Annotated in this window: 12 protein-coding genes; 6 read left to right on the plus strand and 6 right to left on the minus strand. The window is 62.5% G+C overall.

Annotation, left to right across the window (positions count from 1 at the left end; genetic code table 11):
- Positions 1 to 7 precede the first annotated feature (7 nt).
- On the plus strand, positions 8 to 415 hold the full coding sequence (locus tag ACZ5M5_RS08510; protein WP_060738618.1) for a hypothetical protein: 408 nt from the start codon (positions 8 to 10) through the stop codon (positions 413 to 415).
- 386 nt (positions 416 to 801) lie between these two features.
- Positions 802 to 2,895 carry an LTA synthase family protein gene (locus tag ACZ5M5_RS08515; RefSeq protein ID WP_192259489.1) on the plus strand — a complete coding sequence of 698 codons (2,094 nt, stop codon included), beginning with the start codon at positions 802 to 804 and terminating at the stop codon, positions 2,893 to 2,895.
- A 63-nt stretch (positions 2,896 to 2,958) separates the two neighbouring features.
- Here the strand turns inward: ACZ5M5_RS08515 and ACZ5M5_RS08520 are convergent, their stop codons facing one another.
- Complete coding sequence (locus ACZ5M5_RS08520; protein ID WP_003183939.1) at positions 2,959 to 3,111, minus strand: DUF3309 family protein; 153 nt, start codon at positions 3,109 to 3,111, stop codon at positions 2,959 to 2,961.
- A gap of 230 nt (positions 3,112 to 3,341) precedes the next feature.
- Between ACZ5M5_RS08520 and ACZ5M5_RS08525 the strand changes: the two genes are divergently transcribed.
- The 3 genes from ACZ5M5_RS08525 (at position 3,342) to csrA (ending at position 4,899) form a co-directional block, all read left to right on the plus strand.
- On the plus strand, positions 3,342 to 4,157 hold the full coding sequence (locus ACZ5M5_RS08525) for an SDR family oxidoreductase (RefSeq protein WP_103307863.1): 816 nt from the start codon (positions 3,342 to 3,344) through the stop codon (positions 4,155 to 4,157).
- A 57-nt stretch (positions 4,158 to 4,214) separates the two neighbouring features.
- Entirely contained in the window at positions 4,215 to 4,547 is a 333-nt protein-coding gene (locus tag ACZ5M5_RS08530; RefSeq protein ID WP_060743066.1) for a YnfA family protein, read from the plus strand.
- Between the two features lie 151 nt (positions 4,548 to 4,698).
- Positions 4,699 to 4,899, plus strand: coding sequence for a carbon storage regulator CsrA (gene csrA, locus ACZ5M5_RS08535; RefSeq protein WP_060738615.1), 201 nt, complete (start codon positions 4,699 to 4,701; stop codon positions 4,897 to 4,899).
- On the opposite strand, the gene ACZ5M5_RS08540 is transcribed toward csrA, so the two are convergent.
- The 5 genes from ACZ5M5_RS08540 to mnmC form a co-directional block, all read right to left on the minus strand.
- Complete coding sequence (locus ACZ5M5_RS08540) at positions 4,888 to 5,115, minus strand: YheU family protein (protein ID WP_003199186.1); 228 nt, start codon at positions 5,113 to 5,115, stop codon at positions 4,888 to 4,890. The two genes, csrA and ACZ5M5_RS08540, sit on opposite strands and share 12 nt — an antisense overlap.
- A gap of 181 nt (positions 5,116 to 5,296) precedes the next feature.
- Complete coding sequence (locus tag ACZ5M5_RS08545) at positions 5,297 to 6,487, minus strand: osmoprotectant NAGGN system M42 family peptidase (RefSeq protein ID WP_060738614.1); 1,191 nt, start codon at positions 6,485 to 6,487, stop codon at positions 5,297 to 5,299.
- Between the two features lie 201 nt (positions 6,488 to 6,688).
- Entirely contained in the window at positions 6,689 to 8,434 is a 1,746-nt protein-coding gene (gene ngg / locus ACZ5M5_RS08550; protein WP_060738613.1) for an N-acetylglutaminylglutamine synthetase, read from the minus strand.
- 3 nt (positions 8,435 to 8,437) lie between these two features.
- A complete protein-coding gene (locus tag ACZ5M5_RS08555) occupies positions 8,438 to 10,210 on the minus strand; it encodes an N-acetylglutaminylglutamine amidotransferase (RefSeq protein ID WP_464738894.1) in 1,773 nt (590 codons plus the stop codon).
- Between the two features lie 283 nt (positions 10,211 to 10,493).
- A complete protein-coding gene (gene mnmC / locus ACZ5M5_RS08560; RefSeq protein ID WP_464738895.1) occupies positions 10,494 to 12,476 on the minus strand; it encodes a bifunctional tRNA (5-methylaminomethyl-2-thiouridine)(34)-methyltransferase MnmC2/FAD-dependent 5-carboxymethylaminomethyl-2-thiouridine(34) oxidoreductase MnmC1 in 1,983 nt (660 codons plus the stop codon).
- A 151-nt stretch (positions 12,477 to 12,627) separates the two neighbouring features.
- Here mnmC and pap point away from each other — a divergent pair, with 151 nt between their 5' ends.
- Positions 12,628 to 14,142 carry a polyphosphate:AMP phosphotransferase gene (gene pap, locus ACZ5M5_RS08565; RefSeq protein ID WP_060738610.1) on the plus strand — a complete coding sequence of 505 codons (1,515 nt, stop codon included), beginning with the start codon at positions 12,628 to 12,630 and terminating at the stop codon, positions 14,140 to 14,142.
- Positions 14,143 to 14,216: the final 74 nt, after the last annotated feature.

Consider the following 14,216-nt stretch of genomic DNA (forward strand, 5'->3'; position numbering starts at 1 on the left):
TCGCACCATGACCGCCATCGCTCGTATCACCCTGCTCACGCTCGTCATGGGCCTGAGCGCTTGTGCGGTCCAGCGTCCGTCGGAGCCCTCGGCGCCGCTGCCACCGATTCCACCGTCGACCCCAACCACCAAGCCGGCCCCGTCCACGCCGCCAGGCAAGCCGGCCATCCCGAACAAACCGGCCAAGCCGCTGCCGCGCACTTCCGCCAGCTTCGCCCCGCCACCGGGTGGCAACAGCCATTGGGACGCCAAGCTGGGGGTCTACGTGCTGGACAACCAGACCAATACGTTCTATCGCCAGCGTACCTATTACCGCTGGAACAACGGCTGGAGCCGTTCCGTCAGCCCGAATGGCCCATGGGAAGACACCACCATCGAAGGCGTGCCGGCGGGTCTTGGACGGCAATTTCACTGAGCACCGGGCTCCTGGAGCCAGGGGCATCTGTGGGAGCAAAGCTTGCTCGCGATGAAGGCGATGCGGTCTTTCAGAAATTGTGGCGTCTGTTTCGCGAGCAAGCTTTGCTCCCACAGATAAATCCCCTCGCCACCCTAGTGTTCGGCTCAACCGCATTACCAGGCCGGGGATTTTGTGTTTCTGGATATTCTTTGAACGAAATTTTCACTAAATCTTGCGGACAATCCCCCGCGCTCATATCGCCGTCGGTTATTTAATGGCAATGCCATAGCCGTTCGTGCAACATTTGCGCACTCGCGCAAGCCCCGGGGCCAGGCTTTGGCCAACAGAGGGCGCGCCGTTGTTTCTCTTTTGTCACTCCAATTCCAATAGGGTCCTTAAACGACATGGCAATCCCGGACGCCCTGAGTCAGCAGCGCACCACGCATCGCCTGCTGCAACCGACCGTCAAATCGCACCTGGCCTACACGTTGCTTTGCGCCCTGGTGATGATGGTTATGTTAAGCCTGCTGCGCGTGGCGCTGCTGGTCTATAACCGCGAGATGATTCTCGACACCCCGGCCTCGACCTTCGTTGAAGCGTTCGCCAACGGCCTGCGCTTCGACTTGCGCCTGGTGGTCTACCTCTGCATCCCGTTGCTGCTGGCGTTGTTCAGCGCAAGGGCCATGGCTGCCCGTGGGTTTTTTCGTTTCTGGCTGACCGTCACCTCCAGCATCGCGCTGTTCCTCGGCTTGATGGAGATGGACTTCTACCGTGAATTCCACCAGCGCCTCAACGGCCTGGTCTTCCAATATGTGAAGGAAGACCCGAAAACCGTGATGAGCATGCTCTGGTACGGTTTCCCGGTGGTGCGCTACCTGCTGGCCTGGGTCGGCGGCACCCTCATCCTCGCCCTGGCGTTCAAGGGCGCCGACCGCGCCACCCGTCCCCGTGGGCCGTTCAGTGGCGGTACTATCGGCACCCGGCAGATCGCCCCGTGGTATGGGCGTGTCGCGGTGTTCATGGTTTGCCTGCTGGTGGCCGTGGCCGCCGCGCGCGGCACCTTGCGCCAAGGTCCGCCGCTGCGTTGGGGGGATGTCTACACCACCGATTCGAACTTCGCCAACCAGTTGGGACTCAATGGCACGTTGTCGCTGGTGGCGGCGGCCAAGAGCCGGATGTCCGAAGACCGTGACAACATCTGGAAAGCCACCCTCGAGCAGCCGCTGGCGCAGCAGACCGTGCGTGACATGCTGGTGATGTCTGACGACAAACTCGTGGACACCGAGACCGCCGCCGTGCGCCGCGACTACACGCCGCCGGCGGACAAGACCCTGCCGATCAAGAACGTGGTCGTGATCCTCATGGAAAGCATGGCCGGTCACTCGGTGGGCGCCCTGGGCGCGCCGGGCAACATCACGCCTTACATGGACAAATTGTCCAAGGAAGGTCTGCTGTTCGACCGTTTCTTCTCCAACGGCACCCACACCCACCAGGGTATGTTCGCCACCATGGCGTGCTTCCCGAACCTGCCGGGTTTCGAATACCTGATGCAGACGCCGGAGGGCAGCCACAAGCTGTCAGGCTTGCCGCAACTGCTCAGCGCCCGGGACTACGACGACGTGTATGTCTACAACGGTGATTTCGCCTGGGACAACCAGTCGGGGTTCTTCAGCAGCCAGGGCATGACCAATTTCATCGGGCGTAACGACTTCGTGAACCCGGTGTTTTCCGACCCCACCTGGGGCGTGTCCGACCAAGACATGTTCGACCGTGGCCTGATCGAGCTCAAGGCGCGGGAAAATGGCAAGCCGTTCTATGCCTTGCTGCAAACCCTGTCCAACCACACGCCTTATGCGTTGCCGACACCGTTGCCGGTCGAGCCGGTCACCGACCGTGGCAGCCTGAACGAACACTTGACGGCCATGCGCTACGCCGACTGGGCGCTGGGCCAGTTCTTCGAGAAAGCTCGCAAGGAGCCTTACTTCAAGGAAACCCTGTTCGTGGTGGTGGGCGACCATGGCTTTGGCAACGAACGCCAGATCACCGAAATGGACCTGGGCCGTTTCAACGTGCCGATGCTGTTGATCGGCCCGGGCGTCCAGGAAAAATTCGGCCAGCGCAGCCACACCGTGGGGACCCAGGTCGACATCGTGCCGACCATCATGGGCCGGCTCGGTGGGCAGGTACGGAACCAGTGCTGGGGCCGTGACCTGTTGAACCTGCCGGAAGGCGACACCGGTTTTGGCGTGATCAAGCCGTCGGGCAGTGAACAGACGACGGCGATCATTCGCGACGACAAGATCCTGGTCCTGCCGAAGGAGAAGGAAATGCCGCCGAAGATGTACCGTTATGAACTGGGCGCCAACCCTCATGCGCAAATCATCCCGGACGCACCGGACACCGCCGAGATGAAACTCAAGCTCGAATCGTTCCTGCAAACCGCGACCAAGAGCCTGTTGGATAACACCGCCGGCGTCGTCGACGGCAAGCCGGACTGATAAACGGCGAGCATAAAAAAGAGGCCTGTAAAGGCCTCTTTTTTTTTGCGCTTACTTAGTGGTTTATATCTTGCCCAGTAATAGCAGGACCAACAGCACCACCAACACTACACCAATGATACCGGACGGACCGTAACCCCAACTTCTGGAGTGCGGGAAGACCGGAAGACCACCGATCAGCAGGAGGATCAGGATGATGATAAGTATTGTGCCCATTTGTAGATTTCCTTATTGGTCAGTTTTGGAGTGTTGTAACTTCCAACTACCAGCACGCATGCGTTAAATCCGGGCGGCTTAATAAGTCCGACCGTAACGTCTGGTAAAAAATTCAAAGTTTTTGTAGCGGCTACGGTTTGCCCTCGCCATTCAGCAATTTGATGGAGCGTGGGTCCGGCAGGCGCCTTCGCTACACTCGGCCTATCTCTCCCGGAACAAGGCTGTTTGCTATGCAAAATCGCATGATGATCACTGGCGCCGGCTCCGGCCTGGGTCGCGAAATCGCGCTGCGTTGGGCCCGCGAAGGCTGGCACCTGGCCTTATCGGATGTCAGCGAACCAGGCCTTGTGGAAACCCTCAAACTCGTGCGCGCGGCAGGTGGCGACGGCTTCACCCAGCGCTGCGATGTGCGCGACTACAGCCAATTGACTGCGTTCGCCCAGGCTTGCGAAGAGAAGCTCGGCGGCATCGATATCATCGTCAACAATGCCGGCGTCGCTTCGGGCGGGTTCTTCAGCGAACTCTCCCTGGAGGATTGGGACTGGCAGATCGCGATCAACCTGATGGGCGTGGTCAAGGGCTGCAAGGCGTTCCTGCCGCTGCTGGAAAAAAGCCGCGGCAAGATCATCAACATTGCTTCCATGGCCGCCCTGATGCAGGGGCCAGCCATGAGCAACTACAACGTGGCCAAGGCCGGTGTGGTGGCGTTGTCGGAAAGCCTGCTGGTTGAACTGGCGCAGCAGGAGGTGGGCGTACACGTGGTGTGCCCGTCGTTCTTCCAGACCAATCTGCTGGACTCCTTCCGCGGTCCGACCCCGGCCATGAAAGCCCAGGTTGGCAAATTGCTGGAAAGCTCGCCGATCAGCGCCGCCGACATTGCCGACTACATCTACCAGCAAGTCGCCCAGGGCCAGTTCATGATCCTGCCCCATGAACAGGGACGCATGGCGTGGGCCCTCAAGCAGAAGAACCCACAGTTGCTGTACGACGAAATGACCGTCATGGCCGACAAGATGCGCGCCAAGGCCCGGCAGAACCTGAATTGACCTGGCTGCCCGATGTCCTCAGGATGGCGCCATTCGGCCTTCCTGATGGACATCTGCATGCTCAATTACTTGTGGTTTTTTCTCGCCGCGCTGTTTGAAATCGCCGGTTGCTACGCCTTCTGGATGTGGCTGCGCCAGGGCAAGAGCGCGTGGTGGATCGCCCCGGCGCTGCTCAGCCTGACCTTGTTCGCCCTGTTGTTGACTCGCATCGAAGCGACGTACGCCGGGCGTGCCTACGCCGCCTATGGCGGCATCTATATCATTGCCTCGATTGGCTGGCTGGCCGTGGTGGAGCGGGTCCGGCCACTGGGTTCCGACTGGATTGGCGTGGCACTCTGCGTGTTGGGGGCGAGCGTGATTCTATTCGGCCCACGGCTCTCGGCGTCCTGAAATAACCTACGGTTCGGCAGGGTTTTGCAGGAAGTTTCCTTCAGTCGCAAGAACTTTGCTTGTAGGGCCTTACTGAATTCTCGACGGTGTCTTGAGAACGGAAAGCAGGCCGGGCATGGTCAGGGTCCAGACATTCTTAAGGACAAGAACCATGCTCGTATTAAGCCGCGCTGTGGGTGAGTTGATTTCCATCGGTGACGATATTTCCGTCCGTGTGTTGTCGGTCAGCGGCACCACCGTGCGTTTTGGCGTGGAAGCGCCACGGCACGTCGATGTCCATCGCTCCGAAATCTACGAAAAGATCCAGAGGAAAAAGGCCCACGCCGCCCGCAAGGCGTGTTCAGTCGAATAGGTGCTTGGGCACGTCGTGCTTGAGCATCAGTTGGCACTGTTCGCTTTCGGGGTCGAAGACGATCAACGCCTGGCCTTTGGTCAGCGCTTGCCGGACCCGTAGAACCCGCGTTTCCAGGGGCGTGTCGTCACCGTTGTCGGTGCCGTCGCGGGTCACGAAGTCCTCGATCAGGCGAGTGAGTGTGTCGACTTCGAGTTGGTCGTGGGGGATGAGCATGGGGTACCTCGGCTAGACAATGAGGCGATGCTACGGCCAATGGGCTTTTGCGGCTAGCCTTGGGTTTTGTGGGGCCTGTTCTGGCCTCATCGCGAGCAAGCTCGCTCCCACAGGGGAATGCATCTCAAGTGTGGGAGCGAGCTTGCTCGCGATGGCAATAGCCCAGGCAGTGAATGTTGGATCAGCTATCCGACCGCTGCCCCACCAGGCTATCCACCGACGGCACTCGGGTATCGCTTTCCATCTGTGCATCGTGCTCGATCTGGTGACTGAAGCGGTCCAGCGAGCCTTGGGCCGGTTGTGCGTCGCTGGCGAACACCGGTGGGCTGAGAATGTAGGCGCCGAGCAGGCGGCTGAGGGCGGCCAGGCTGTCGATGTGGGTGCGTTCGTAGCCATGGGTGGCGTCGCAGCCGAAGGCGAGCAGGGCGGTACGAATATCGTGGCCGGCGGTGATGGCCGAATGAGCGTCGCTGAAGTAATAGCGGAACAGGTCCCGGCGTGCCGATATGTCGTTCTCCTTGGCCAGTTTCAGCAAGTGCCGCGACAGGTGATAGTCGTAGGGGCCTCCGGAGTCCTGCATCGCTACGCTGACCGAATGCTCGCTCGAGTGCTGGCCGGGGGCGACGGGGGCGATGTCGATGCCGACGAATTCACTGACGTCCCAGGGCAGCGCGGCCGCGGCGCCGCTACCGGTTTCCTCGGTGATGGTGAACAGTGGGTGACAATCGATCAGCAGTTCTTCACCGCTGTCGACAATCGCCTTGAGCGCCGCCAGCAGCGCCGCGACCCCGGCCTTGTCGTCCAGGTGCCGGGCGCTGATGTGGCCGCTTTCGGTGAATTCCGGCAGGGGATCGAAGGCCACGTAATCGCCGATGCCCACCCCGAGGGTTTCGCAGTCGGCGCGGGTGGCGCAATAGGCGTCCAGGCGCAATTCGATGTGGTCCCAACTGATGGGCATTTCGTCCACGGCGGTGTTGAACGCGTGCCCGGACGCCATCAATGGCAGTACGCTGCCGCGAATCACGCCGGTGTCGGTAAACAGGCTGACCCGGCTGCCTTCGGCAAACCGGCTGGACCAGCAACCTACCGGGGCCAGGGTCAGGCGACCGTTGTCCTTGATGGCCCGCACCGCGGCACCGATGGTATCCAGGTGCGCCGAGACGGCCCGGTCGGGGCTGCTCTTGCGGCCCTTGAGCGTGGCGCGGATCGTGCCGCGACGGGTCATTTCGAACGCGATACCCAGCTCCTCGAGCCGCTCGGCGACGTAGCGCACGATGGTGTCGGTAAAGCCGGTAGGGCTGGGAATGGCGAGCATTTCCAGCAGGACTTTCTGCAGGTATTCGAGATCCGGTTCGGGAATTTTACTGATCATGGAAACTCCTGATGGGTTGAGCGCATCGATGGTTTCGATGAGTGAGTCCGACTGTTGGATGACGGTGCCTGCACTGGCCTTATCGCGAGCAAGCTCGCTCCCATAGAGTTTTTGCAGTGAACACAGAATGTATAAACACCAAAAATTCCATGTGGGAGCGAGCTTGCTCGCGATGAGGACTGTTCAGGCACCACAGTTCTGCTAGGCCACCGTCTGGCTATGAGGAAACAACAAATCCACAAAGCGCTCGGCGGTGGGCTGGGGTTCGTGGTTGGCCAGGCCGGCGCGTTCGTTGGCTTCGATGAACACGTACTCGGGTTGATCGGCCGCCGGCACCAGCAGGTCGAGGCCGACCATGGGAATGTCCAACGCCCGCGCGGCGCGCACCGCCGCATCGACGAGGGTCGGATGCAGGATGGCGGTGACATCCTCCAGCACGCCGCCGGTATGCAGGTTTGCCGTACGCCGGACGAACAGGTGTTCCCCGGCCGGCAGCACGCTGTCGTAGTCGAACCCCGCCGCGTTGAGTGTGCGCAGGGTCTCGGCATCCATCGGGATCTTGCTTTCGCCGCCCGTGGCGGCCTGCCGTCGGCGGCTTTGGGCTTCAATCAACGCGCCGATGGTGTGCCGGCCGTCGCCGATCACCTCCGCCGGACGCCGGATCGCCGCCGCCACCACTTCAAAGCCGATCACCAGGATGCGCAGGTCCAGCCCTTCGTGGAAGCTTTCCAGCAACACCTGGCTATCGAACTGCCGAGCCGTCTCGATGGCGCTCTGCACTTCCTCGATGGTGCGCAGATCCACCGCCACGCCTTGGCCCTGTTCCCCGTCCAGCGGCTTGACCACCACCCGTTCGTGCTCATCGAGGAACGCCAGGTTGTCATCGGCATTGCCCGCCAACTGTTGGGCCGGCAGGTTCAGGCCGGCGCTTTTCAGTACCTTGTGGGTCAGGCTTTTGTTCTGGCACAAGGTCATGCTGATGGCGCTGGTCAGGTCGCTCAGGGATTCGCGGCAGCGCACCCGGCGGCTGCCGTGGACCAGGGTGAACAAGCCGGCCTCGGCATCGTCCACCTGCACTTCGATGCCTCGACGGTGAGCTTCTTCGACAATGATCCGCGCATAAGGATTGAACTGCGCCTCGGGACCTGGGCCGAGGAACAACGGCTGGTTGATGCCGTTCTTGCGCTTGATGGCGAAGGTCGAGAGATGGCGAAAACCGAGTTTGGCGTAGAGGTTTTTCGCCTGGCGATTGTCATGCAGCACCGACAGGTCGAGGTAACTCAAGCCCCGGCTCATGAAATGCTCGATGAGGTGACGCACCAGCACTTCGCCCACACCGGGCCGTGGGCATTGCGGATCGACGGCCAGGCACCAGAGGCTGCTGCCGTTTTCCGGGTCGTTGAAGGCCTTCTGATGATTCAGGCCCATGACGCTGCCGATTACCGTACCGGTGTCGTCGTCTTCGGCCAGCCAGTAGACCGGGCCGCCCTCGTGGCGCGGGGTCAGTCGCAGCGGGTCGATGGGCAACATGCCCCGGGCCTGGTAGAGCTGGTTGATGGCCTGCCAGTCGGTCTCGCTCTGGGCCCGGCGAATTCGGAAACCGCGAAACACCCGGGTGGACTGGCGATAGTCGCTGAACCACAGGCGCAAGGTGTCGGATGGATCGAGGAACAGTTGCGCCGGTTCCAACCCCAGCACTTGCTGGGGCGCGGCCACGTACAAGGCAATGTCGCGTTCACCGGGTTGTTCGTTGAGCAGTTCCCGGGCCAGGCTCGCCGGGTCCGGGAAGGTGTGGCCGATCAGCAGTCGGCCCCAGCCGCAATGCACCGCGATCGGGTCGGCGCCCAATTCGCTGCCGTCTTCGGCCAGGCGTGCCTGCAGGCGTTCGTAAGAAGGCGCCTGGCCGCGCAAGAGGCGTTGGTTGTGAACGGTTGCGTGAGGTTTCATCGATCAGATTCCTTGCTCGCTGAGCCACAGGTTCAGCGCCGCCAGTTGCCACAGTCGCGAACCGCGCAACGGCGTGAGCTGGCCGTTGGGGTCGGTGAGCAGGCGGTCGAGCATGGCCGGGTTGAACAGGCCGCGATCCTGGCTCGGATCCAGCAGCAGCTCGCGGACCCAGGCCAGGGTATGGCCTTCCAGGTGCTTGAGGCCCGGCACCGGGAAATAACCTTTCTTGCGGTCGATCACCTCGCTGGGGATCACCCGTCGGGCGGCTTCCTTGAGCACCTGCTTGCCGCCATCGGGCAACTTGAACTGCGCCGGGACCCGGGCCGAAAGCTCCACCAAGCGGTAGTCCAGGAACGGCGTGCGCGCTTCCAGGCCCCAGGCCATGGTCATGTTGTCGACGCGCTTGACCGGGTCGTCCACCAGCATCACGGTGCTGTCCAGGCGCAGGGCCTTGTCCACCGCGGCATCGGCTCCGGGTTGGGCGAAATGTTCCTTGACGAAGTCACCGGCCGCATCATTGGCCGTCAGCCAGTTGGGTTGCACAGTGGCGGCATATTCTTCGTAGCTGCGGTCGAAGAACGCAGCGCGATAGGCGGCGTACGGATCGCTGGCGCCATCGACCTGCGGGTACCAGTGGTAACCGGCGAACAGCTCGTCGGCACCCTGGCCGCTTTGCACGACTTTGCAATGCTTGGCCACCTCCCGCGACAGCAGGTAGAAGGCGATGCAATCGTGGCTGACCATCGGCTCGCTCATGGCGCGGAACGCGGCGGGCAGTTGCTCGATGATCTCTTTTTCGTCGATGCGCAGTTGGTGGTGGCGGGTGCCGTAGTGCTTGGCGATCAGGTCCGAATATTGGAATTCGTCACCGCGTTCGCCGCCGGCATCCTGGAAACCGATGGAGAACGTGGAAAGGTCTTCCCCGCCCACTTCCCGCAACAGACCCACCAACATGCTTGAGTCGACGCCCCCGGACAGCAGCACGCCGACATCCACGGCGGCACGCTGGCGAATGGCGACGGCTTCACGGGTGCTGTCGAGCACACGGTCGATCCAGTCTTCCAGGTTCAGGTGCTGTTCGTCGGCCCGAGGGCCGTAGGGCAGGGTCCACCAGGTTTTCTGCTCGGTGGTGCCGTCGGCTTCGATTCGCATCCAGGTAGCGGGCGGCAGTTTTTCAACACCGGCCAGCAAGGTACGGGGCGCCGGAACCACGGCGTGGAAATTCAGATAATGGTTGAGAGCCACCGGGTCGAGCATGGGGTTGATGTCGCCGCCCTTGAGCAACGCCGGCAATGCCGAGGCGAAGCGTAGCCGCTGGCCGGTGCGCGACAGGTACAGCGGCTTGACGCCGAGGCGGTCGCGGGCGATGAACAGCCGCTTGGCATCGCGCTCCCAGATAGCGAACGCGAACATGCCGTTGAGCTTGGGCAGCAGCGCTTCGCCCCAGGCGTGGTAGCCCTTGAGCAGCACTTCGGTGTCGCCACCGGAATAGAAGGTGTAGCCCAGGGCTTCGAGTTCGGTGCGCAGTTCCGGGTAGTTGTAGATCGCGCCGTTGAAGGCCAGGGACAGGCCCAGTTGATTGTCGATCATCGGCTGGGCCGAGCCGTCCGACAGGTCCATGATTTTCAGGCGCCGATGGCCCAAGGCGATCGGCCCCTGGCTATGAAAACCCCACGCATCGGGGCCGCGAGGGGCCAGGTGATGGGTGATCCGCTCTACGGCCGCAAGGTCCGCAGGTTGTTGATCGAAACGTAACTCTCCAGCTAATCCGCACATAAGTCCTTACCGGTTTTTCCGTTGGGGAGGGGTCAAGCAGCACGCGCCAAAAGGGCGGGTACCCTGAAACTGACCGGAGGGATTGCTGTGAGTTTTAGATCGATGCGTTATAAGCCGGCGGGTGGGTGGGTTGGTCTGCCATGGGATTTAAAGATAGGCGAGCCTGTGGGGGCTGAGCTTGCTCGCGATGGCGGTGGATCAGCCGGCATCTTAGTAGGCTGACACATCGCCATCGCGAGCAAGCTCAGCTCCCACAGGGTTTGTTGTGAGCCATCCATCGGGGTCAGGCCTTGCCCCGAATCAAGGCCCGCAACGCAAACCGGTTCGGGTGGCAGGCCTCGGCCACGCTGCGGGGCAGTGGCAGGGGTTCGTTATCCAGCCAGGCGGCGATCAGTTCGCCCGACAGGGGCGCGGTGATCAGGCCTCGGGAACCGTGGCCGCTGTTGATGTACAGGCCCGCGAGCCACGGGCAAGGGGCGTCCGGTACTTGGCGGGCGTCTTTGCCCAGGGCCGCATAGGCGTCGGTAAAGGCCTGGCGGTCGGCCAACGGTCCGACAATCGGCAGGTAGTCCGGGCTGGTGCAGCGAAACGCCACGCGGCCTTCGAGGTGCTCCGGGTCCAAGGTAGCGGCGTTCAAGCGCTGCACCAGGTCTTGGGAGATTTCTTCGAGCATGCGCAGGTTGCCGGCGTGCTCGGCGGCGGTGGGGGTCAGGTCGTCGCTGTTGAAGTCGAAACTGGCGCCCAGGGTGTGTTCGCCCTGCCGCGGCGGCGCCACATAACCTTCGGCGCAGACCACCGTCGCCAGGCTCTGGCTGCGGTGGGTTTGCGGCAGACGGGTGATCTGCCCGCGAATGCGCTTGAGCGGCAAGTCGGCAGCCGGTTCGAAGCGTTTGATCTCGGCAGCACTGGCGAGAATCACCACCGGTGCGCTGGCCAGGCAGCGTTCGCTGTCCCACGCCTGCCATTGGCCGTCGACGCGGCGCAGGTGCAGCACGTCATGATGGGGTTGCACATCGATCGCCGGTCCCGAGGCTTGCCAGCGACACAATGCTGGCGGATGCACCCAGCCGCCCTCGGGATAAAACAAGCCTCCACAAGCCAGGCCGATGCCGGATCGGGCCTGGGCTTCGGACTGATCCAGGGTGTGCAGTAAATCCGTTGGGAACGCCTCGGCCAATTGCGCCTGACGCTCGGCTTCCTTGCTGTTGAAGGCCAGTTGCAAGACGCCACAGGCATCCCAATCAACGCCGCGTTGCAGTTGCTCCAGCACACGTCGGGTGTAGCCGAAGCCGCTGAGGATCATCTGTGACAATGCGGTGCCGTGGGCCGACAACTTGAGGTACAGCACGCCCTGGGGGTTGCCGGAGGCCTCCTCGGCCAACCCGGCATGCCGCTCCAGCAGTGTCACCTGCCAGCCACGGGCGGCGAGGCTCGCCGCGCTGGCACAACCGGCCAGGCCACCGCCGATCACCAGGGCCCGGCGCTCGCCGGTGGGTGGCACGGGGCGGGCGTACCAGGGTTTTGCCGGGGACGGCGTCGCTGTCTGCTCCGGCCAGCCAAGAAACACGCCCCGCAGGATTTCCCACTTATGGCCGATGCCCGGCGTGCGCTTCATCTTGAAGCCCGCCGCGTTCAGCAGGCGCCGGACCCAGCCGGTGCTGGTGAAAGTACTGAGGGTGGCGCCGGGTGCGGCCAGCCGGGCCAGTTCGGCGAACAGCTCGGCGGTCCACATTTCGGGGTTTCGGGCCGGTGCGAAACCGTCCAGGAACCAGGCGTCGATCTGCCCGTCCAACTGCGGCAACTGCTCCAGGGCATCGCCGATCAACAGGGTCAGCGTCACCCGCCCATTGGCCAGGACCAGGCGCTGGAAACCCTGATGGATCGCCACGTATTGCCCAAGCAGTTGCTCGGCCTGGAGGGCGAGCTGCGGCCAGAGGGCCAGGGCCCGACACAGGTCCTGCGGGGTCAATGGGTACTTCTCGACGCTGACGAAATGCAGCCTCGCCCCGGTCGGCGCGCATTGTTCGAACAACTGCCAGGCGCAGAGGAAGTTCAAGCCGGTGCCAAAGCCGGTTTCGCCGATCACCAGGCGCCCGTCGGCGGGCAGCGCGGCAAAGCGCTCGGCCAGGTTGTTCTGCTCGAGGAACACGTAACGGGTTTCTTCCAGCCCGGACTGATCGGAGAAATACACGTCGTCGAATACCCGCGAGCGCGGGCGACCCTGGTCGTCCCAGTCGAGTTGGGCGTGGTGCTGTACAGGCGTCATGGCAGGCTCGGTCGAAACTGAGCGGCCATTCTAGCCGATCGGTATCGGCTTGCTTGACCCATCGCAACACAGCGTTGTTCTTGATGGAATCTGCTGCACAGGGCCGCATCCAATCCGCTAGTCTTGCCCCAATCCCTGGAAGGAGCTGTCCATGTTCGAATCCGCTGAAATCGGTCACGTCATCGATAAAGAAACCTTTGAAGCCGAGGTGCCGGCCCTGCGTGAAGCACTGCTGGAAGCGCAGTTCGAGTTGCAGCAACAGGGTCGGTTTCCGGTCATCGTGTTGATCAACGGCATCGAAGGCGCGGGCAAGGGCGAGACGGTGAAGTTGCTCAACGAATGGATGGACCCGCGGCTGATCGAAGTGCGCACCTTCGATCAGCAGACCGACGAGGAACTGGCGCGGCCTCCCGCGTGGCGTTATTGGCGGATGCTGCCGGCCAAGGGGCGCATGGGGATTTTCTTCGGCAACTGGTACAGCCAGATGCTGCAAGGCCGGGTCCATGGCGAATTCAAGGATCCACGGCTCGACCAGGCGATCGCCGGTGCCGAGCGCCTGGAAAAAATGCTCTGCGATGAAGGCGCGCTGATTTTCAAGTTCTGGTTCCACCTGTCCAAGAAACAGATGAAGGCCCGGCTCAAGGGGCTCAAGGATGACCCGCTGCACAGTTGGCGCATCAGCCCGCTGGATTGGCAGCAATCCCAGACCTATGACAAGTTCGTCAAATACGGCGAGCGTGTGCTGCGCCGCACCAGTCGTGATTACGCGCCCTGGCATGTGATCGAAGGCATGGACAGCTGTTATCGCAGCCTCACCGTCGGGCGGATCCTGCTCGACGGCTTGCGCCAGGCCCTGGACCGGCCGAAGATCAAGCCGCAAAAGGTCAGCGTGGCGCCGCTGCCCGAGTTGGATGGCCAGATCACGTTGCTCGACAGCCTGGACATGACCCGGCGCCTGGACAAGGCCGACTACGAAGAACAACTGATCACCGAGCAGGCGCGCTTCGCCGGGCTGCTGCGGGACAAACGCATGCGCCAGCATGCCCTGGTGGCGGTGTTCGAAGGCAACGACGCGGCGGGCAAGGGCGGGGCGATCCGGCGGGTCACGGCGGCCCTGGACCCGCGCCAATACAGCATCGTGCCCATTGCCGCACCCACGGAAGAAGAACGCGCCCACCCCTACATGTGGCGGTTCTGGCGGCATATTCCCGCACGCGGCAAGTTCACCATGTTCGACCGCTCCTGGTACGGCCGGGTGCTGGTGGAGCGGGTCGAAGGGTTTTGCAGCCAGGCCGACTGGCTGCGGGCCTACGGGGAAATCAACGATTTCGAGGAACAGCTCGCCGATGCCGGCGTGGTGGTGGTCAAGTTCTGGCTGGCCATCGACAAGGAAACCCAGCTGGAGCGTTTCCAGGAGCGCGAGGACATCCCGTTCAAGCGCTTCAAGATCACTGAGGATGACTGGCGCAACCGCGACAAGTGGGATGCCTACCGCGCCGCGGTGTGCGACATGGTCGACCGCACCAGCACCGAGATTGCCCCCTGGACCTTGGTGGAGGCCAATGACAAGCGCTGGGCGCGGGTCAAGGTGTTGCGCACCCTCAACCAGGCGCTGGAGGCGGCTTTCGAGCGCAGTGCGAGACAGGCTCGCAAGAAGAAGCGCTAGGGCGATGGGCGCGCATACGCGAGGTGAATGATTGTCGCGGTCGGTTATCCAGTGGATCTATGCTCGATCCACTC

Source organism: Pseudomonas sp. Van50 (assembly GCF_055390755.1).